Raw genomic sequence first — 19,876 nt, 5'->3', positions numbered from 1 at the left:
AAGAGCGTACGCCCCGGCGCGGTTTTGTCAGAACCGATCCGAGGAGCTTCGCGTGTCAGCCCCTTCTCTCGTCATGTCCCGGCGCTCCCGTGGCGTCACCCGCTCGCCCGTTCGCGACCTGCTCGCGCTGACCCAGCGGCCCGAGGTGATCTCCTTCGCCGGTGGCCTGCCCGCGCCCGAGCTGTTCGACCTCGCCGGCTGGCGCACCGCGTTCGACGGCGCACTGGCCGGGGACGCGGGCAGGCGCAGCCTCCAGTACGCGCCCACGGAGGGCGACGCCGCGCTGCGGGCGGCCGTCGCCGAGCGGATGACGCGGCGTGGCCTGCCCACGGACGAGGCCGAGCTGCTGGTCACCACCGGCTCGCAGCAGGCGCTCAGCCTCGTGGCCGCGGCCCTGCTCGACCCCGGCGCCGTCGTGGCGGTCGAGGAGCCTACCTACCTCGCCGCGCTGCAGGCGTTCCAGGCGGCGGGCGCGCGGGTGGTCGCCGTGCCGAGCGACGCCGAGGGCATCGACCCGGCGGCACTGGCCGACGTGCTGGAACGGGAGCGGCCCGCCCTGTTGTACCTGGTGCCGACCTTCGCCAACCCCACCGGCCGCACGCTCGGCGCCGAGCGCAGGCGGGCCATCGCCGAGCTCACCGCCGCGCACCGGGTGTGGGTGGTCGAGGACGACCCGTACGGCGAGCTGCGGTACCGGGGCGACGCGGTGCCCCCGCTGGCGGCCTCGGGCGCCGAGCACGTGCTCTACCTCGGCAGCTTCTCGAAGATCGGCGCGCCCGGGCTGCGGCTCGGCTGGCTGCGGGCGCCCGAGTCCGTCCGCTCGACGCTCGTGGTGGCCAAGCAGGCCGCCGACCTGCACACGTCGACGATCGACCAGGCGGCGGCCGCGGCGTACCTCGCCACGGCCGACCTCGACGCCCATGTGCGGTACCTCTGCGCCGCCTACCGCGCCCGGCGGGACGCGCTGATCGAGGCGCTGGCCGACGCCGTGCCCGCCGGTGCGGAGGTCAGCGACCCCGACGGCGGCATGTTCGTGTGGCTGCGCCTGCCCGGCAACGTCGACACGGAGCGCCTGCTTCCGGCGGCACTGGAGCGCGACGTCGCGTTCGTGCCCGGTGCGCCGTTCTACGCAGGCCCGCCGGACCGGGCGACGATGCGCCTGTCGTTCACCACGCACACCGCGGACGAGATCGCCGAGGGCGTGCGCAGGCTGGCACCCGTGCTGAACGCCGAGTGATCACTCCGGGCCGGGGAAACTCGGCTTGCGCTTCTCCAGGAACGCGGTGGCGCCCTCCACCATGTCGGCGCTGCCGACGGCCTGGACGAGCATGCCGAGGCCGTTGGTGAAGGAGTCGCGCGCGGCGTTCCACCAGATGTTGGAGCTGATCTTGGTGATCTCCAGGTACCGGGGGCTCAGCCGGGCCAGCTCGTCGCACCACGCCGTGACGGTGTCCTCGAGCGCGTCGTCGTCGACCACCTCGTTGACCAGGCCCATCTCCCTGGCCTGCTCGGCGGTGTAGCGGCGGCAGAGCATCGCGAGCTCTTTGGCGCGCTTCTCGCCGATCTGCACGCCCATGACGTTGGTCGCCCCGGTCACGGGCGCGCTGCCGACCCGCGGTCCGGTCTGGCCGAAGGTGGCCGAGCGGGCCGCGATGGCGAGGTCGCAGGCCACGACGAGCTCGTTGCCCCCGCCCGCGGCGGCACCGTTGACGGCCGCGATCACGGGCCGGGGGCACGAGCGTACGGCGTCGAACAACCGCAGAGACGACTGGTACAGCCCGCGCATCTGGCCGGTCGTGGGTGTGCTCAGCTGCTGGAGCGACCCGCCGGCGCAGAAGCTGCCGCCCGAGCCGGTGAGCACCACGGCTCTGGCCGACGCGGCGTCCTCGAACGCCTCCACCACCGCCGCCGACATCGCGGGATCGAAGGCGTTGCGGCGTTCGGGACGGTTGAGCCGGATCCACAGCGTGTCCCCGATCCGGTCGACCACGACGTCGGGCATGTCCACTCCTCCACTATTGCTTATAATGATAAGCCTTGTATAGCACCTCTCCCCGCGAGGAGTGAAGCCGATGACCGCGGACAGCCGCCGCCCGAAGGCCGCGATGCTCGTCGCCCAGCGCATCGTCCGGGACATCGGACGTGACACGCTGGCGCCGGGCGACCTCCTGCCGCCCGAGCGCACGATGCTGGAGAAGTACAACGTGGGCAGGGGAACGTTGCGGGAGGCGTTGCGCCTGCTGGAGTTCCAGGGCGTGATCGCGCTCAAGCCGGGCCCGCGCGGCGGCCCGGTGCTGCTCGACCCGGACGCCAGTCACCTCGCCAGCACCGTGGTGTTGCTGATGCAGCTGAAGAAGGCGCCGTTCCAGACCATCGTCGAGGTGCGCAACGCGCTGGAGCCGATGATCAGTTGCCTCGCCGCGGAGCGCATCACCGACGACGCGCTCGGCGAACTCGACGACACGATCGGGCAGATGCGCACCCACCTCGACGATCAGACGGTGTTCCTGGAGGCCAACAAGCGCTTCCACGACGTCATCGCGTGGTCGTCGGGCAACCCGCTGTTCGGCTACATCGTCGACTCACTGCTCGGGATCATGGACGGCACCGTGATCGGCATCGACTACCCGGCTCCCCGGAGGGCCGCGATCATCACCGCGCACGAGGAAATCCTCGCCGCACTGAGCAAGCGCGACCCCGCGGAGTCCGAGCTGCGGATGCGTGAGCACATCGACGCCTACACGCGCTACGCGCGGCGCAAGTACCCCGACGTGCTCACGCAGGTCATCCCGTGGACGTCGCCGTACCAGTGACGCTCACTCGACGGTGATGGCCCGCTCGGGGCAGGAGTCGGCGCCGTCCCTGGCGGGCCCCGAGAGCTCCGAGCCCACCTCGTCGGTCAGCACGTAGGCATGACCGTCCTCCTCCCGCAGCGCGAACACCTGCGGTGCGGTCATCTGGCACAGGCCGTGGCCCTGGCACTGCTCGGCATCGACCCGAACGCGCATCGCTTCCTCCTTGAAGCCTCGTTTGCCGTGCTTATTGACATCGACCAGATCTAGTATAACCATTATCAGGTCAACGGCGAAGTTGATGCGACGAAGGGGCACGGAGACGCATGTCCGATGAGAAACGCTGTCCGGTGATCCGGTTCGATCACAACTCCCCCGAGCACTCGGCGGATCCCGTCGGGGCGTACCGCGAGCTCCGGCAGGGCCCGAAGCGCGGCTGGACCGACGCCAGCGGCGGCTACTGGGTGCTCTCGGACTACGACAGCGTGTTCGAGGCGGCTCGCGACGACGACATCTTCACCTCCCGGCGCACCGACTCCGGCGGTGAGGGACTTTCGGTGGTCATCCCCAAGACCCCGATGCACCTGCACATTCCGATCGAGCTCGACCCGCCCGACTTTCGCAAGTACCGCAAGATCGTCAACCGCATCACCGCGCCCGCGGCCATCGAGAAGATGCGCGACATGGTCGAACGGCACACCACGGAGTTCATCGACAGCGTGATCGAGCAGGGCGAATGCGACCTGACCTCGGTGATCGGCGTGCCCTCGATCGTCACCATCGACTGGCTGGGACTGCCGATCGAGGAGTGGCAGCGCTACTCGCGGGCCCATCACGCCGTCCTCGCCGAGCCGCAGGGCAGCCCCGCCTTCGAGCAGGCCACCAAGGTGGACCTGCCGTACCTGGCCGACCAGATGTGGGACGTCATCAGGCAGCGCCGCGCCGAGCCACAGGACGACATCATCAGCTACCTGGTCACCCAGGAGGTCGATGACCGGCCGCTGACCGACGACGAGGTGTTCGGCATCATCGACCTGCTCGTGGCCGGCGGGGTCGGCACCACCGCGTCGCTGGTCAGCCAGGCGCTCGTGTGGCTCGCGGAGCACACCGACGTGCGGCAGCGGCTGATCGACGACCCGAGCCTGCTCGACCGCGCCGTGGAGGAGTTCCTCCGGTTCTTCTCCCCCACCCAGGCCCTCGCCCGCACGGTGACCACCGACGTCGACTTCCACGGGTGCCCGATGAAGGCCGGTGACCGCGTGCTGCTGGCGTGGTCGTCGGCGAACCGTGACGAGACGAAGTTCGACAACCCGGACGAGATCGACATCGACCGGTGGCCCAACCGGCACACGGCGTTCGGGGTCGGCGTGCACCGCTGCGCGGGCTCGCATCTCGGCCGGCTGATGTCCAAGACGCTCATCTCCTCCGTGCTCGAGCGCATGCCCGACTACACCGTCGACTTCGCCGCGCTGAAACGCTACCCGCGTCAGGGCGTGAACATGGGCTACGTCAGCATCCCCGCCCGGTTCACTCCAGGCAAGCGGCTACTGCCCGTGACCGAGACCGTGTGAAGGAGACGCTGACATGACCGGACGGATGGCGGGCAAGGTCGCTTTCATCACCGGTGCCGCCCGAGGCCAGGGGCGCGCGCACGCCGTGCGGCTGGCCGAGGAGGGCGCGGACATCATCGCCGTCGACATCTGCGCCGACATCGACACGGTGACGCCGTTCTACTCGCTGGCCACGCCCGCCGACCTCGCTCGCACGGTGTCGGACGTCGAGTCGCTGGGCAGGCGCATCGTCGCGCACCAGGCCGACGTCCGCGACCTCGGCTCGTTGCAGAAGGCGTTCGACTCCGGCGTCGAGGAGCTGGGCCGGATCGACGCCGTGGTGGCCAACGCCGGCATCGCGACGTTCGGCAGGTCGTGGGAGCTCTCGGCCGAGCAGTGGCGGGACATGATCGACGTGAACCTGACCGGCGTGTTCCACACGGCCAAGGTGGCGATTCCCGCGCTGATCGAGGGCGGGCACGGCGGTTCGATCGTCTTCACCAGCTCCATCGGCGGTCTCAAGGGGATCCAGCACGTCGGGCACTACGTCGCCGCCAAGCACGGCATCGTCGGCCTCATGCGCACGATGGCCAACGAGCTCGCGCCGCACCACATCAGGGTCAACACCGTGCATCCGACCAATGTGGACACCACGATGATCCAGAACCCGGGCACCTACGGCATGTTCGTGCCCGACGATCCCGAGCCGAACCAGGAGAAGGCGGTGCCGGGCTTCATGTCGCTCAACGCGCTTCCGGTGCCCTGGGTCGAGCCGCTCGACGTCAGCAACGCGGTGCTCTTCCTCGCCAGCGACGAGGCCCGCTACATCACGGGGGCGACGTTGCCCGTCGACGCGGGCGCCAACATCAAATAGATCCAGTGACTGGAGGGACAATGACGTCTTCCTCGGTACGCGACGACATCGAGAACACGCTCCACCGCTACGCCATCGGCTACGACGACGGTGACCTGCGGCTGGTGGAGGACAGCTTCACCCCCGACGCGGTGCTCACGCTCCGCATCGCGGACGGCGACCTCGTCGGCCCCTTCGAGGGCAGGGACGCGATCATGCAGCTGATGCGCGACTCCGCGCACTCGCAGGACGACCAGCGCCGTCACGTCACCACCAACGTCATCATCGACGCCGACGGCGACACGGCGTCGTGCCTGTCCTACCTCACGATCTTCTCGGCGAAGGACGGCGTGCTCACGGCGCTCTCGACGGGCAAGTACCGCGACGAGCTGGTGCGGACCGACGCGGGCTGGCGGCTGCGCAAGCGTCACATCGCGCTGGATCTCCCCTACTGAGGCGCCCGCGATGACCATCAACCAGGGGCTCATCCCCGCGAAGTGGGCCGCGCTCACCCCGGACGCGCAGGCGCTCTACGACGTCCCGAACAACCGGAGGATGGCCTGGCGCGAGCTGGACGAGCGGGTCCGCAGGCTCGCCAACGGGCTGCGCTCCTTCGGGCTGGAGGTCGGCGACCGGGTCGCCGTGCTCACCCGCAACAGCGTGGAGTTCCAGGAGCTGTACTTCGCCGCCGGGCGGGCAGGCCTGATCCTGCAGCCACTGAACTGGCGGCTGGGCTCCGCCGAGCTGGCCAGGCTCATTGGCGACGCGGCACCGCGCGTGGTGATCACCTCCGCGGAGTGGCGTGACGTGGCGAAGGAGCTGCAGCGGGACTGCGACGTGCCGACCTGGCTCGAGTTCGGCGAGGGCGGCGACGGCAGCTACGAGGACCTGCTGGCGCGCTCGAGCGCGGACGAGCCCGTGACCTCGGCGAAGGTCGGCGGCGACGACCCGTTCTTCATCCTCTACACCGGGGGCACCACGGGCCGGAGCAAGGGCGCGCTGCACACGCACCACAGCGCCGCGATGGGCGGGCTCAACCAGACTGTCGCCGAGCGCATCGTGCCGTCCGACGTGTACATGCTGACCGGGCAGATGTACCACATTCCCGTCGTGCTCTCGATGAACTACCTGCGCCACGGCTGCCCACTGGTGCTGGTCAACTTCGAGGCCGAGCAGGCGCTGCGGGTGATCGAGGCCGAGCGCGTGTCGGCGTTCCTCGGGATCACCACGATGCTGAACTGGATGATGGCCGTGCCGGGCTTCTCGGGCTACGACCTGTCGAGCCTGCGCAACATCCAGTACGGCGGCGGCCCGATGCCGTCCTCGATCGTGCGCGCGGCGCTGGAGTCGTTCCCCTGCACGCTCATCCAGGGCTACGGGCAGACCGAGGGGCCCGGCATGACGTTCCTGTCGCAGGAGGACCACACCGAGGCGGTCGCGGGCCGCCACGCGCACCGGCTGCGCTCGTGTGGCCGGGAGGGTTTCGTCGGGCGCCTGCGCGTGGTGGACGAGACCGGCGCCGACGTGCCGCGTGACGGCAGGACGGCGGGCGAGATCGTGGTGAAGTCCGAGGCGAACATGATCGGCTACTGGAACCAGCCCGAGCTGACCGCGCGGACCATCCGCGACGGCTGGATGTGGACCGGGGACATCGCGACGTGGGACGAGCACAGCTACGTCTACATCGTTGACCGCGCCAAGGACATGATCATCTCGGGCGGCGAGAACATCTACAGCGTGCAGGTGGAGGAGGCCATCGCGGCGCATCCCGCGGTGCTCGAGTGCGCGGTGATCGGCGTACCGGACGAGGAGTGGGGTGAGAGCGTGAAGGCGGTGGTGGTGCTCAAACCGGGGCAATCGGCCACGGAGGCCGACATCATCGGGACGGCGAAGCAGAACCTCGCCTCGTACCAGAAGCCGAAGTCGGTGGACTTCGTCGACAGCCTGCCGAAGGCACCCACCGGCAAGATCATGAAGCGGGAGCTGCGGGCGCCGTACTGGGCGGACCGGGAGCGGTCGGTGTGACGGCGGTACCGGACGAGGACGAGCTCGGGAAGCTCGTCGGCACGCCGTTTCCCGGCGGCACGTTCACGTTCGAGCCGTGGTGGGTGCGGCTGGTCAACGACTGCGCGCTCGCCCCGGCCTCGGACGGCGCGGCGAGCCCGGTGTTCGCGTTCCTCGCGGCGACGGCGGCGATGGGCTGGTCGTGGGAACAGCTGTGGGCGCACTTCGGCGCGACCGAGGCCGACGGGCCGATGGCCGGGGAGACCGCGACCGAGATCGTCGAGCCGTTGCGGGTGGGCGCGACCTACACGGTGAGCGGCGAGATCGTGTCGGCCGTGCGCAAGCGCGGCGCGCGCACGGGTGTGTTCGACCTCGTAGGTTACCGGCTCGACCTGCACGACGAGCACGGCTCGCTCGCGGCGAGCTGTACCAACTCGATCATCTTCCCGAGGAGGTCGCTGTGACCGCGCCCGGCGACGAGCTGCCCGCCTACGAGGTCGGGCCGGTGAGCGCGGAGAAGATGAAGACGATGTCGGCGCTCATGCGCGACGCCAACCCGATCCACTTCGACCCGGCGGCCGTGCGCGCGCTCGGCCTCGGCGACCGCGTGGTGAACCAGGGTCCGCTCAACCAGTCCTACGTCGTGACGATGCTGACCCGCTGGGCGGGAGGCGCGGACCGGGTGCGGGCACTGCGGCTGCGGTTCCTCGGCAACGTCTTCGCCGGTGACCGGCTGGTGGCGGGCGGAACCGTCACCGCGGTGCGCGGGGACGGTTCCGGCCGGGTGGCGGACTGCGACGTGTGGCTGCGAGTGTCCGGAGGCGACCCGGTGCTGAGCGGCACCGCGACCGTCCTGTTGGGAGAGTGAGGGATCCGTTGAGCGGCACGACGCAGAGTTTCCGGCTGTCGTACGGAGACTGCGACACAGTGGGAATCGCCTACTTCGCGATCTACTACCCGTGGATGGAGCGCACCTACAGTTCGTGGCTCTACGACAACGGGATCCGGGCGGGACAGCTGTCCGAGGAGCTCGGCGTGTACGTCGTGGGCGTGCACTCGGAGGCGACCTACCTGCGCCAGGTGACGGTCTTCGACGAGCTGACGTGCGAGGTGCGGCGCGAACGGGTCGGCGGCTCCTCGTACACGCTCGGTTTCACCTTCCACCGAGGCGACGAACTGGTGACCACCGGCACCATGACGTTCGCGTGCCGCGACCTGGAGCACCGCAAGACCCCGGTCCCCGAGCGCATCGCCAAGCTCCTGCACACGCTGGAGCCGATGCCCCACTCGTGACCCTCGCGAGTCGTGCGCTCACGCCCGCGAGTCGCCCGCTCCAGACGCCGAGTTTTGCGCTCAGGACCGCGAGTTGTGCGTTCCTGACAACGAGTTCTGCGTTCCCGCCACCCCGTCCCGTGACCGGCGTGACAGCCCCTTGACAACACAGTCGAACTCTTGTTCGAATCGAGTGGTCAGTCAGGGAGTGCGCGTGAACCAACCAGCTCAGCCGCCGTGCCGGTGGTGGCGGCGTGACGTCAGCTCGACACCCACCCGCCCGGTGTGGACGCCGTCCGATGTCCCGCCTCCCGGATACCGGCCGGTGGAGCCCGCCCAGTGGGTGTGGGTGGACCTGCGGGCGGCGTTGCGGCGCGATCCGTTCGCGTTTCACGACGACGCCCCCGACGGGCTGCAGTACCGCTACGAGGTCAAAGGGCTGCTGCGCGGCTGGATGCCCGCCGTGGACGGGGCACCGCTGGGGATCGTGAGCTACCAACTGCTCACGGCGGACCTGGAGTGGCGGACTGTGGTCACGGCCTTCGTGCCGCAGCACCACATCCGTTACCGCGCACGCAGCGGAAGGGAGTTCAGCTAAGAACTGAGCCATTCGGGACGAGAGGACCCGCGCGGCACCAGCACGGTGCGGTAGCGGCCCGGCGTCGCCGACATCCGCACCTGTTCGGTCACGCCCTGGTAGTGCCCGAGAGGGGTGTCGGCGGTGAACGTCTCCGGGTCGAGGTAGGCGTGTTCCTCGCCGTGGCCCGCGGTCTCGTGGGCGTAGTCGCGGTCGAAGACACCCATGCCGAGGATCCACAGCGCGGCGCGGGTGAGCGAGACGTGCACGCGGTAGCTGCCGCCCTCCGTGGTCCTGCGGGCGAGGGCTTCGACAATGCCGGCGGTCAGCAGCCAGGAGACGACGTAGTCGTTGACGACCATGATCGGCGGCAGCGAGGGCCGTTCGCCGTCGCCCTCCAGCAGGAGCATGCCGGTGAGGCCGCCCGCGGTCTGGTCGAAGCCGACACGGTTCGCCCACGGTCCGCGCTCGCCCGCGAGCGACACCGTGGCGTGAACGATTCCGGGCCGCGCGGCGGCGGCCTGCTCCGGGGAGAGACCGATGCCGTCGAGGTAGCCGGGCCTGCGGTTGGCGTACAAGACGCGCCCGCGAGCAGCGCCCGGATCCGGGCGGCGCCCTCCTCGCGGTACGGGTCGATCGTCGCCGACCGCACGCCCACATTGGCGGTGACGTAGGTGGCGTCGTGCTCCAGTTCGTTGGGTCGCCACAGGTTGAGCACGTCGGCGCCGTGCAGCGCGAGTGCCCTGCCCGCGCCGGCGCCCGCGATGACGTGTCCCATGCCGAGTGCGCGCACCCCGGCCAGCGGGTCGTCCGCGGCCGCCAGGGGTTCGGGCTCGCTGTCGCCGATCCTGGTGATCTCGATGAGCGGCTGCTCGGCGAGGACTTCGCGGTAGTGGCGCTCGGCGAGCAGCTCCTCGGTGGTGCGCAGCATCGGCAGCACCACGCCCGCCTCGGTGGCGGCGTCCTCGAGGTCGCGCGCGTTCCACCGGGCGATGGCCTCCGCGACGGCGGTCTTGTCGTCCGGCGTACCGAGCAGCCGCTGGGCGGCGACCTTGATCTTCGGGTACGGGTTGAGCGGCATCATCCACCGGCCGTCGGCCGTGCGGTAGAACCGGAAGCCGAGCGCCTGCGTGGGGTTGGCCTGCGTTCCGGCCGGATAGCCGTTGAGCAGTTCCCATTTCCGGTCGTAGAACGGGCACAGGCGGTGTGGTGCCACCCGCAGGTCCACGCCGATGTCCTGGCCGTGCCCGCCACGCAACCGCCAGAGTTTCGCGATCGCCACGGACTTCGCGGCGAGCGCGACGGCCGAGGCCGCGCCGAGGCGCAGCGTGCTCGGCACGACCGGATCCGCGCCGCGAAAGGAGATCTCGCCGCCGGAGTCGGCCGTGGACAGTCCGACCCCGGACAGCACGTCGGCGAGCTCGGCGTGCGGGTCGAACGCGTCGCCGGTCGCCGGGTTCGCGACGGCCTTGGCCACCCGTTCAGTCAGCGACATGCGTGCCCTCCCGGCGCTGGAGCAGGTGCTCGGGAACGAGAACGTGCTTGGCCCGCAGGTACTCCCCCACGGCCTTGCCGGCCTGGTCGACGCGCAGGTTGGCCGAGCCACCGGTGCCGAGCAGACCGCGCAGCACGAAGTGCACGGCCCGCAGGTGGGGAAACTCGTGCCGCACGATGTCGAGGTCCTTCGCCTCGGGCAGGAGCCTGCGCAGCTCGGCGGTCGACAACGTCGCGCGCAGCCACGGCCAGGCACGCTCGTCGGCCACCCACACGCCGACGTTGGCGTTGCCGCCCTTGTCGCCGCTGCGGGCGTGGGCGATCGTGCCGAGCGGCGCGCGCCGCACCGGGCCCTCGACGACGTACTCGGCGGGCTCCGGGTGCACCGGCTGCGGCGGCGGCTGCGCCGACGGCGACGGCTCCACGGTCAGCACACGGGCATCGAGGACGACCCGGTGCTCCACCGCGGACATCGGCAGCAGCGCGGGCCAGTAGTCGATCCGGCGACGCGGCGAACCGGGCAGTCCGGCGGCGCCGTCGTGGTAGAAGCCGGGGATGCTCTGCAGGTACAGGCCCAGCAGCCGCCCCGGGAGCCCGAGCTTCTCCAGCGACGCGCGGTCGCGCGCGGTCGCCATGATCCGCAGTGCCACGGTGGCGTCCCACTGGATGTCGGGGTCGGCCGCGACGGTGCCGATGCGCGTGAAGTCCAGCTCCACGCCGTCGGGCAGGCCCCTGCCGATCTGGGCTCGCAGCAGGTCGATCTTGGCGTCGACGTCGGGTGCGGTGACGAACACCGTGTTGACGAGCTGGTACCCGAGCATTCCGAAGACGGCGACCTTCGTGGTCGGCGGCGGTGGCGTGCCGGTGGCGCCGGAGACCCGCACGCGGTCAGGGCCGACCCTCATCAGCTCGACGGTGTCGAGGTGCACGGTGACGTCGGGGTTGAGGTAGCGCGGCCCCTGGATCTCGTAGACCAGCTGCGCGGTGACGGTGTCGACGGTGACCGCGCCGCCGTCGCGAGAATGCTTGGTGATCACGCTGCTGCCGTCGGCCGCGATCTCGGCGATCGGGAAGCCGGGCGCGAGCAGGCCGGGGATCGTGGTGTAGCCGGAGAAGTTCCCGCCCGTCGCGTGTGCGCCGCATTCGATGACGTGGCCAGCGGTGACGGCGCCGGCGAGGGCGTCCCAGTCGTCCCGGCTCCACCCGTGCCACCAGGCGGCCGGCCCCACCGTGAGTGAGGCGTCCGTGACCCGCCCGCACACGACGATGTCGGCGCCCTCGGCCAGCGCCGCCGCGATACCCCACCCGCCGAGATAGGCGTTGGCGGCGACCGGCTCGGCGTGCCACGACGACAGCGGCTGCCCGGTGTCGAGGTTCTCCAGCCGGTGCCCGGCGTGCTGGTAGCCGGGCAGCGCCAAGAGCACGTTGTCCCCCTCGACGTGCGCGACGCGCAGGTTCACTCCGGCCTCGGCGGCCAGCCCGCGGACCGCGTCGGCGAGCCCGGCGGGGTTGAACCCGCCCGCGTTGGTGACGACCTTGACGCCGCGCTCGGCGATGGCCCCCAGGTGCGGGCCGAGCTGACCGAGGAAGTACTCGACGTAGCCCTTGGTGGAGTCCTGCTGGTTGCGCGCGGCGAGCGCGGCCAGGGTGATCTCCGCGAGGTAGTCCCCCATCAGCACATCCACCGCGTCGCCGGCCATCGCCTCCGCGAAGGCGGTGTAGCGGTCGCCGAGGTAGCCGGAGAAGTTGGCGATGCGGATCGGGCGCTCGGTCACCGTTGTCACGGTAGGCGTGCGGGGGCGCCGCGGCCATCACCGTCGTGCGAACGTGCACGTGACCGCGGCGGTCACGTCGCGGGACGGGCGAATACGGTAGCCGGGTGGAGATGCTGCACCTGCGCTATTTCGTCGCGGTCGCCGAGGAGCTCAACTTCACGCGGGCGGCACAGCGCCTGCACATGGCCGTCTCCCCGTTGAGCAGGCGGGTGAAGGACCTCGAACGGGAACTCGGTGCGGCGCTGTTCGTGCGCGGCCATCACCGGGTCGAGCTCACGGGCGCGGGCGAGGCGCTGCTGCCCGCCGCCCGCGACGTGATCCAGCGCTTCGACGCCGTGCCGGAGCTGGTGCGGGCGCACGGTGAGCCGAGGACAGCGGTGGTCGGCATCGCCTCGGACGTCACCACGGGGCTGCGCACGAGGTTCCTCGGTGCGGTGGCCGACCGGTTTCCCGGCCTGGAGGTCAGGCTGCGCCCGGCGAGCACCGAGCCGCTCGTGCACGCGGTGCGGCACGGAGAGATCGAGCTGGCGCTCGTGCACGGGCCCGTCGCGGGCCGCGGGCTGCGCACGGCACAGCTGGAGACGCACCCCGTCGCGGTGGTGACCGGCGCGGGCACCGGCTTCGACGGCCGGGAGTCGGTGCGGCTGGAGGAGCTGGCGCACCTGCCGTTCGCCTCGATCGGCTACGACGCGGCGCCGGAGATCTACCGCCGGACCGACGAGCTGCTCAGCGGTTTCGGCGTGCGCAAGCGGATGGTGGTGGAGGGGCACAACTTCGGCGGGCTCGCCCACGTGGTCGCCACCGGGCAGGCGTTCACGCTCATCGGCGTCGAGGCCGGCATCACCAGCCGCGCGTTCGCCGGGGAGCCCGTGGTGGTGCTGCCCGTGGAGGGCGTGAAACTGCGCATCACCACCGTCGCCGTGTGGCGTGCCGACCGGGCCGAGCCGCCGGGCGTGGTGGCCGATCTCGTCGCGGTGGTGCACGAGTTAGTCGGGCAGTAGCGGCACGGACAGGCCGGGATCGCGGCCGAGCAGCGTGGCCCTGGTGACCGAGGCCGCGCCGAACCGGTCGCGCACGGTGTCCAATGTGGAGTCCAGGGCGCCGCCCGACCGCTCGTCGAAGGGCAGAGCGAGCTGGATGGCTCCGTCGTCGTCGAGGTTGGTGAGCGCGACGCCGATGAGCGTGAGTCCTTCGCGCTCGATCGTCGGCATCGCCGCCGCCAGCAGGATCCTCGCCGTGGCGAGGATCGTCTCGGTGTGGGCGGTGGCCTCGGCGATGGTGTGCGACCGCGTGACGCGCGTGAAGTCGGCGTAGCGCAGACGGAGTACGACGGTGCGGCAGACGCGCTTGGCGGCGCGCAGCCGCCTGGCGAGCTTGTCGACGAGCCCGGCGAGCAGCGCGTCCAGCTCCGCCGGTGACCGCCTCCTCCGGCCGAGCGCCCGCTGGGCGCCGATCGAACGGCGTCTGCGGCCCACCTGCACGGGACGGGGGTCGCGGTTGTGGGACAGCGCGTGCAGGTGCCGGCCGGAGGCCCGGCCCAGCATCGAGACCAGCGAGTGCTCGTCGAGCGCGGCGACCTGGCCGACCGTGGTGATGCCCCGCTTGCGCAGCTTCTCGGCGGTGACGCGCCCGACGCCCCACAGGCGCTCGACCGGGAGGGGATGCAGGAACTCCAGCTCCCCGTCGTGGGGCACGACCAGCAGCCCGTCCGGCTTCGCCACCCCGCTGGCGACCTTGGCGAGGAACTTCGTCCTGGCCACGCCCACCGTGATGGGCAGCCCGACCTGCTCCGCCACGTCCTGCCGTAGCCGCCGCGCGATCTCGGTCGGCGTGCCCGCGATCCGCCGGAGGCCGCCGACGTCGAGGAACGCCTCGTCGATCGACAGGCCCTCGACCACGGGCGTGGTCTGCCCGAAGACGGCGAAGACGGCCTTGCTCGCCGCGGAGTAGGCAGCCATGCGCGGCGGGACCACGATCGCCTGCGGGCACAGCCGTCGTGCGAGCGCGCCGCCCATCGCCGTGCGCACACCGTGGGCCTTGGCCTCGTAGCTGGCCGCGAGCACGACCCCGCCACCGACGATGACGGGCCTGCCGCGCAGGCGTGGATCATCGCGCTGCTCCACCGACGCGTAGAACGCGTCGAGGTCGGCGTGCAGGATCGGACCCTCGTTCGACACGAACATATGTTCGCATGCCCCACCGACAATCCGCGTCGGTTTCCTGGCGGGGCGCTACCCCAGCTGGTCGCGGCGGCGGGTCAGGTACGCGGCCTCGGCGGTGTTGCCCGCCAGCTCGATGGCCTTGTCGTACGCCGCGCGCGACTCGCGGCCGCGGCCCAGCCTGCGCAGCAGGTCGGCGCGGGTGGCGTGGTAGGCGTGATAGCCGGCCAGCTTGTCGTCGAGGCGGTCGATGGCCGCCAACGCCACCTCGGGGCCGTCGATCTCGGCGACCGCGATGGCCCGGTTGAGGGCGATGATCGGCGAGGGGTCGAGGCTGACGAGCTGGTCGTAGAGGGCGACGACCTGGGACCAGTCGGTGTCGCGGATGTCTCGGGCGGAGGTGTGCACGGCGTTGATCGCGGCGAGGATCTGGTAGCGGCCCGGAGCGACCCCGCCGGCCAGGCGCTCGCGCACCAGCCGATGCCCCTCGGCGATCAGGCCGGTGTCCCAGGCCCCTCGGTTCTGTTCGTCGAGAGGCACCAGTTCGCCGTTCGCCGAAACCCGTGCGGTGCGGCGGGCCTCGGTGAGGAGCATCAGGGCCAGCAGTCCCGCCACCTCACCGTCCTCCGGAAGGAGGCCACGGACCAGGCGGGTGAGCCGGATCGCCTCGGCGGTCAGGTCCTGACGCACCGGATCGGTGTCGGGGCTGGTCGCCAGGTAGCCCTCGTTGAAGACGAGGAACAGGACCGCGAGCACGCCGGAGACACGGGCGGGGAGATCCTCCGCGGCCGGTACCCGGTAAGGGATGCGTGCCGCCTTGATCTTGGCCTTCGCCCGGGTGATCCGCTGCCCCATCGTGGCCTCCTGCACCAGGAAGGCACGGGCGATCTCGGGCACGGTGAGACCGCCGACCATGCGTAGCGTCAGCGCCACGCGGGTCTCGAGTGCGAGCGCCGGGTGGCAGCAGGTGAAGAGCAGCCGGAGCCGCTCGTCCTCGATGGCGGCGGGAGGCACAGACGGGTCGTCCCACAAGATCTGAGCCTCCTTCTGCTTGTCGTCGCGTTTGTTCTCGCGCCGGATGCGGTCGATCGCCTTGCGGTTGGCGGTGGTGGTCAGCCAGGCGCCGGGGTTGGCGGGCACGCCGTCGGCGGGCCACCGCTCGACCGCGGTCGCGAACGCCTCGGCCGCCGCCTCCTCGGCGACGTCGAGGTCACCGAAGCGCCTGGTCAGGGCGGCGACGACCCGGGCCCATTCCTCGCGGTGGGCCCGCGTGACAGCCGCGTGAACGTCGAGCCCGTTCACGGGAACGGCCGCACCTCGGCCTGCTGGCGACAGACTCTCGGCAGATACCGCACTCGGATCATCTCCTCAATCGGTCGCGTACTGCGGGCGCCCGGCAGGCCGGTAGACCTGGAGCGTGATGCCTTTCGGGAAGGATCGCGATTCGACCAGGTGGAGCGCCAGGTCGGGGCCGTTCGCAGGGAACAGTCGCACGCCCTGGCCGACGACCACCGGGACGAGGAGCAGGTTCAGCTCGTCGACGAGGCCGTGCTCGAACAGCCACCGGAGCAGCGCGCCGCTGCCGTGTACCTGCAGCTCACCGCCCGGTTTCGCCTTCAGCTCGCCGATGGCCGCCGCGAGGTCACCGGAGAGGACGGTCGTGTCCGCCCACTCCGGATCGGTGAGCGTGTTCGAGGCGACGTACTTGGGCTTGGTGTTCAGCGCACCGACGATCGGGTTCTCGAGGTCCTTCCTCACGCCCCAGTAGCGCGCGAAGAGCTCGTAGGTACGCCTGCCGAACACGAACGCGTCGGCGCGCTGGTAGACCTGGTCGACGAAGGTCATGGCGTCGCTGTCGAACAGCGGCCTTGCCCAGCCGCCTCGCTCGAATCCGCCGGCGTGGTCGGGTCCGCCGTTTCCCTGCATCACGCCGTCGACGGAGACCTGGATGGTTGCGGTGAGTCTCATGATCGGGTTCCTTGTCCGCGGACGCCCCTGGCGGGCGACCTCTCACCCCTGCCACGAACGCCGTCACCCCGATCCGACACCGCCTCCCGGATTTCTTCAAGAACCTCAGCTCTCGGGTGTCCCCCGCAGAATCCGGTCGCTGAGCCGCTCGGGGGTGAACAGGTCCATGCCGTGTGCGGTGCCCGGCACGATCTCCACCTCGACGTGTGGTGCGAGGTCGCGCAGCCGTTGCCGGACCTCCTCGCTGTCGTGCGCGGGACTGTGCTCGGCGAGCACCAGCGTGGTGGGAACGGCCAGGGAGCGCCATTGGTCGTCGGTGAACCGGTCGAGCGCGGACACCGCGGTCCGGTGCTTGAGCTGGGCCAGTACCAGCCGCCGGTGCATCGGATCGGTGAACGCGCTGTAGGCCGAACCCGGCCCGAACCTGCGGCGGATGAACGCGGGCGCGAGCATGACGGCCAGCCCTGCGACCATCCAGCGGCGCAGCCGCCACCCCAGCTCGTCGAGGCCGCCGGGGTCGAACGCGGTCACGCCCGCGACGCGGCCGGGGTCGCGCAGCGCGAGGTTGAGCGCGAGCCAGCCGCCGCGCGAGACACCGGCGACGTGGTACCGGTCGTGGCCCAGCCCGGCCAGCACGTCGGCGAGCCAGTCCGCGTTCGACCGCGCGTCGGGCATGGGCTCGGTCTGCACGCTGCGGCCCGGTTCGCCGATCGAGTCGACGGCGTACACCGGGTTCCGTGCCCCGAGTTCGGCGGCGCAGTCCTGCCACGACAGCGAGGTGGCGAGCACGCCGTGCAGCAGGACGACCGGCATTCCGGTCTCCGCGCCGCTGCGGCGGACGTAGGTCGGCCCGAACCGGGTCTCGACGGTCAGGTCCTCGCTGGGCACCGGCCAGTCGAGCAGCGAGTCGTAGACGTCGTGGTAGCGCTGCCGGCTTCTCTCGTCGAGAAATCCGCTGATCATCCTGCCTCCCCAGATTTTTATCGTGCACTTGCACTATAAAAGACAGTTGTGCCGGACGACAAGCAGCGATGTGGGAGAGTGACGCCGTGCCGAAGCGGGTTGATCACGAGCAACGGCGTCGCGAGATCGCCGAGGCGCTCTGGCGCGTCGCCGCCGTCGAGGGACTGCGCGCGGTGACGCTGCGCAGGGTCGCCGCCGAGGCCGGGATCTCCATGAACCTCGTGCAGTACTACTTCACCACCAAGGACGAGATGGTCCGCTACGGGCTGGCCCGGCTGACCGAGGTGGCCTCGGCCCGGATCCAGGCCGAGCTGGCTGAGGTGCTGCCGAGCAGGGACCCGAAGGCGATCCTGCGGGCCTGCCTGGTCGGCGTACTGCCGGTCGACGAGCACAGCCGGAGGCTGAGCACGGTGCACGGCGCCTACCTGACGCTAAGCATCACCGACCCGGAGATCGCGGCGCTCAACAACCGCATCCCGCACGAGCTCGCGAGCAGGCTCGTCCCGGTGCTGACCACGGCACAGGACCGGGGCACGGTCCACAAGGGACTCGATGTCCGGCGTGAGCTCGACTCGCTGCTCGCGATGGTCAGCGGACTGGCGCCCGGCATCCTCATCGGCACCTACACCGCCGCCGAGGCGGTCGAGCTGGTGGACTACCGGCTCGACCGCCTGTTCAGCTGAGCAGCTCCGCCGGGTACGGCGTGCCCCGGCTCTCCAGGTACAGCCTGCGGTAGAAGTCGTTCACGACCACCGTCTCCCGGGCGTGCCGCCGGATCGCCGCCGCAGCCGACGGCACGAGGTACCCGGGGTCGCCGCCCTCGGCGCAGTACCGGATGAACTCGTTGCGCTCCGGAGGACGGCACAGCGCGGTCACGAGCCAGTTGACCCACTGCGCCGCCGCGTAGTGCCGGTCGTGGGTGGCGTTGGCCGCCAGGAAGCCCAGCTCCTCGCGCGACAGGGCGAAGCGTGGGGACACCGCGAGCCCGAAGTCCCCGACGTACAGGTGCTCCCCATCGGTGAGCACGTTGCGGAAATGGACGTCGAAGTGGTGCAGGCCCCCAGCGCCCATCGCCGACACCGCCGCGCCGAGCTCGCGGCCGACCAGCGCGCACGCCGCCTCGACGGCTTCGTCGCCGAGTGCGACCTGCGCGGCCAGCCAGTCGTGCAGGCTCCACGGGACGTACTCGAGGAAGAGGACCACGTCGGCCGAGGCGTTCGCGACGGCCTCGAGCCGGGCCCGCACGGCCGGTGAGCCGTCCCAGAACGCGACCGCACGTTCCAACTCCGCGGGCTCGCCGGGCCCGGGCTCCGTCGTCGCGGTTCTCGGCAGCACGCGCCACTGGTGCAGCAGCGGGAAGCTCGGACTGTGCCCGCCCAGGACCCAGTCCGTGGTCAGGACGTGAGCGGCCAGCTCGCGCCACGCGCCGAACCCCGCCGAGCCGATGCCGTACTGGTAGCACACCGGAAGCCCGAAGACGTTGGCCGTGGAGCCGAGCCGCCCGGGGAGGCGTTCGAGATCGGTCAGCGGCACCCGCTTGACGAACACGCGAACGCCCTCCACGTCCAGCAGCGCCGACGTCCCGCCGATGCCGGAGCCGAGCGGGCGCGCCTGGCCGACGAGCTCGGCAAGCCGCCGGTCGTCGAGCCGGGACAGCGCGGTCTTGACGGCCTTGTGCCCGGCCGCCCGCGAGGTCACGATTTGCGGAACCGCGCGACGACCTCCTGGATCGCGGGCCCGGTGGCCGACGACGCCTGCGCCCACGACTCGAACTCCAGGGTCGCGCCGAAGTCGTCGGAACGCGCCACGCCGACCGCGGACTTGATGTCGCGGGCGAGCGCCGGGTCCAGGGCCGCCCACCGGGCGGCCTTCTCGTGGGCGGCGGCGAGCGGGTCGTCGGCCAGCGCCAGCGCGAGCCCCTGCCGGACGGCCTCCTCGCCGTCGAGCGCGCCGCCGTCGAGCAGCAGCGCGAGCGCCTTCTGCGGGCCGAGCGCGTCCACGAGGAACCACGTGCAGCCGCCACCGGGGTGCAGGCCGATCTTCGAGAACGTGGCCGCGAACGACGCCCGCGGACCGGCGATGCGGACGTCGCACGCCATCGCGAGGTTGAGCCCGGCGCCGACGGCCGCGCCCTGCACGGCCGCGATGGTCGGGATCTTCAGCGCCCGCAGCCGCAGGAAGCTGTCGTAGACGTTGTGCAAATGGCCACGCAGGTCCCCGACCGAGCGGCCCGCGGCCTCCCCGAACAGGGCGGGCAGGTCGGCACCCGCGCAGAACGCGGTGCCCTCTCCCGCGACGACGAGCGTCCTCGCGCCGGGTTCGGCGGCGACGGCCGACACGGCGTCCCCGAGTTCCCGGATCATCGCCTCGTCGAGGCAGTTGCGCCGATCCGGGTCGGTCAGGGTCAGGGTCCACTGCCCGCCGTCGTTGTCCAGGGCCACCTTGCTCATCGCGTGCTCACTCTCCGTC

At 71.1% G+C, this 19,876-nt stretch carries 22 protein-coding genes; 12 read left to right on the top strand and 10 right to left on the bottom strand.

Features of this window, described 5'->3' with window-relative positions; genetic code table 11:
• Positions 1-52 precede the first annotated feature (52 nt).
• On the top strand, positions 53-1,237 hold the full coding sequence (locus BA062_RS11110; RefSeq protein ID WP_245959772.1) for an aminotransferase-like domain-containing protein: 1,185 nt from the start codon (positions 53-55) through the stop codon (positions 1,235-1,237).
• On the opposite strand, the gene BA062_RS11105 is transcribed toward BA062_RS11110, so the two are convergent.
• A complete protein-coding gene (locus BA062_RS11105) occupies positions 1,238-2,002 on the bottom strand; it encodes an enoyl-CoA hydratase/isomerase family protein (protein ID WP_110335965.1) in 765 nt (254 codons plus the stop codon). It lies immediately after the preceding gene.
• Positions 2,003-2,072: 70 nt separating this feature from the next.
• Here BA062_RS11105 and BA062_RS11100 point away from each other — a divergent pair, with 70 nt between their 5' ends.
• A complete protein-coding gene (locus BA062_RS11100) occupies positions 2,073-2,813 on the top strand; it encodes a FadR/GntR family transcriptional regulator (protein ID WP_110335964.1) in 741 nt (246 codons plus the stop codon).
• A gap of 3 nt (positions 2,814-2,816) precedes the next feature.
• On the opposite strand, the gene BA062_RS11095 is transcribed toward BA062_RS11100, so the two are convergent.
• Entirely contained in the window at positions 2,817-3,008 is a 192-nt protein-coding gene (locus tag BA062_RS11095) for a ferredoxin (RefSeq protein WP_110335963.1), read from the bottom strand.
• Between the two features lie 110 nt (positions 3,009-3,118).
• Between BA062_RS11095 and BA062_RS11090 the strand changes: the two genes are divergently transcribed.
• The 8 genes from BA062_RS11090 to BA062_RS11055 all read left to right on the top strand — a co-directional run bounded on the left by BA062_RS11090 (position 3,119) and on the right by BA062_RS11055 (position 9,069).
• Entirely contained in the window at positions 3,119-4,363 is a 1,245-nt protein-coding gene (locus BA062_RS11090; protein ID WP_110335962.1) for a cytochrome P450, read from the top strand.
• Positions 4,364-4,376: 13 nt separating this feature from the next.
• Positions 4,377-5,216, top strand: coding sequence for a mycofactocin-coupled SDR family oxidoreductase (locus tag BA062_RS11085; protein WP_110335961.1), 840 nt, complete (start codon positions 4,377-4,379; stop codon positions 5,214-5,216).
• Positions 5,217-5,236: 20 nt separating this feature from the next.
• Positions 5,237-5,650, top strand: coding sequence for a nuclear transport factor 2 family protein (locus BA062_RS11080; RefSeq protein ID WP_110335960.1), 414 nt, complete (start codon positions 5,237-5,239; stop codon positions 5,648-5,650).
• Between the two features lie 10 nt (positions 5,651-5,660).
• Positions 5,661-7,220: an AMP-binding protein gene (locus BA062_RS11075; RefSeq protein ID WP_110335959.1), complete on the top strand. Its 1,560-nt coding sequence runs from the start codon at positions 5,661-5,663 to the stop codon at positions 7,218-7,220.
• Positions 7,217-7,663, top strand: a complete 447-nt coding sequence (locus tag BA062_RS11070; protein WP_110335958.1) for a hypothetical protein — start codon at positions 7,217-7,219, stop codon at positions 7,661-7,663. Before BA062_RS11075 ends, BA062_RS11070 begins: the two co-directional genes overlap by 4 nt.
• Positions 7,660-8,067, top strand: coding sequence for a MaoC family dehydratase (locus BA062_RS11065; protein WP_245959771.1), 408 nt, complete (start codon positions 7,660-7,662; stop codon positions 8,065-8,067). The genes BA062_RS11070 and BA062_RS11065 overlap by 4 nt, the downstream gene beginning before the upstream one ends.
• 8 nt (positions 8,068-8,075) lie before the next feature.
• A complete protein-coding gene (locus BA062_RS11060; protein WP_210406817.1) occupies positions 8,076-8,492 on the top strand; it encodes an acyl-CoA thioesterase in 417 nt (138 codons plus the stop codon).
• A gap of 193 nt (positions 8,493-8,685) precedes the next feature.
• Positions 8,686-9,069 carry a hypothetical protein gene (locus BA062_RS11055; protein WP_245959770.1) on the top strand — a complete coding sequence of 128 codons (384 nt, stop codon included), beginning with the start codon at positions 8,686-8,688 and terminating at the stop codon, positions 9,067-9,069.
• Here BA062_RS11055 and BA062_RS11050 read toward each other — a convergent pair.
• Positions 9,066-10,226 carry a CoA transferase gene (locus tag BA062_RS11050; protein ID WP_342768917.1) on the bottom strand — a complete coding sequence of 387 codons (1,161 nt, stop codon included), beginning with the start codon at positions 10,224-10,226 and terminating at the stop codon, positions 9,066-9,068. The two genes, BA062_RS11055 and BA062_RS11050, sit on opposite strands and share 4 nt — an antisense overlap.
• A gap of 303 nt (positions 10,227-10,529) precedes the next feature.
• Positions 10,530-12,317 carry an acyclic terpene utilization AtuA family protein gene (locus tag BA062_RS11045; RefSeq protein ID WP_110335956.1) on the bottom strand — a complete coding sequence of 596 codons (1,788 nt, stop codon included), beginning with the start codon at positions 12,315-12,317 and terminating at the stop codon, positions 10,530-10,532.
• Positions 12,318-12,427: 110 nt separating this feature from the next.
• Between BA062_RS11045 and BA062_RS11040 the strand changes: the two genes are divergently transcribed.
• On the top strand, positions 12,428-13,318 hold the full coding sequence (locus BA062_RS11040; RefSeq protein ID WP_110337224.1) for a LysR family transcriptional regulator: 891 nt from the start codon (positions 12,428-12,430) through the stop codon (positions 13,316-13,318).
• Here BA062_RS11040 and dinB read toward each other — a convergent pair.
• The 4 genes from dinB to BA062_RS11020 form a co-directional block, all read right to left on the bottom strand.
• Positions 13,304-14,500 carry a DNA polymerase IV gene (gene dinB, locus BA062_RS11035; protein ID WP_110335955.1) on the bottom strand — a complete coding sequence of 399 codons (1,197 nt, stop codon included), beginning with the start codon at positions 14,498-14,500 and terminating at the stop codon, positions 13,304-13,306. The genes BA062_RS11040 and dinB overlap by 15 nt on opposite strands.
• A 48-nt stretch (positions 14,501-14,548) precedes the next feature.
• A complete protein-coding gene (locus BA062_RS11030; protein ID WP_110335954.1) occupies positions 14,549-15,778 on the bottom strand; it encodes an RNA polymerase sigma factor in 1,230 nt (409 codons plus the stop codon).
• Positions 15,779-15,844: 66 nt separating this feature from the next.
• Complete coding sequence (locus tag BA062_RS11025; protein WP_110335953.1) at positions 15,845-16,444, bottom strand: dihydrofolate reductase family protein; 600 nt, start codon at positions 16,442-16,444, stop codon at positions 15,845-15,847.
• A 105-nt stretch (positions 16,445-16,549) separates the two neighbouring features.
• Positions 16,550-17,407 carry an alpha/beta fold hydrolase gene (locus tag BA062_RS11020; protein WP_110335952.1) on the bottom strand — a complete coding sequence of 286 codons (858 nt, stop codon included), beginning with the start codon at positions 17,405-17,407 and terminating at the stop codon, positions 16,550-16,552.
• Between the two features lie 86 nt (positions 17,408-17,493).
• Between BA062_RS11020 and BA062_RS11015 the strand changes: the two genes are divergently transcribed.
• On the top strand, positions 17,494-18,090 hold the full coding sequence (locus BA062_RS11015) for a TetR/AcrR family transcriptional regulator (RefSeq protein ID WP_110337220.1): 597 nt from the start codon (positions 17,494-17,496) through the stop codon (positions 18,088-18,090).
• Here the strand turns inward: BA062_RS11015 and BA062_RS11010 are convergent.
• Positions 18,083-19,105, bottom strand: coding sequence for a BUD32 family EKC/KEOPS complex subunit (locus tag BA062_RS11010; protein WP_210406815.1), 1,023 nt, complete (start codon positions 19,103-19,105; stop codon positions 18,083-18,085). The two genes, BA062_RS11015 and BA062_RS11010, sit on opposite strands and share 8 nt — an antisense overlap.
• On the bottom strand, positions 19,102-19,857 hold the full coding sequence (locus tag BA062_RS11005) for an enoyl-CoA hydratase (protein ID WP_110335951.1): 756 nt from the start codon (positions 19,855-19,857) through the stop codon (positions 19,102-19,104). Before BA062_RS11005 ends, BA062_RS11010 begins: the two co-directional genes overlap by 4 nt.
• Between the last annotated feature and the right edge of the window lie 19 nt (positions 19,858-19,876).

This window comes from Prauserella flavalba (assembly GCF_003202235.1).
Classification (GTDB): domain Bacteria; phylum Actinomycetota; class Actinomycetes; order Mycobacteriales; family Pseudonocardiaceae; genus Prauserella_A; species Prauserella_A flavalba.
This window is presented reverse-complemented; position numbering and strand designations above follow the sequence as displayed.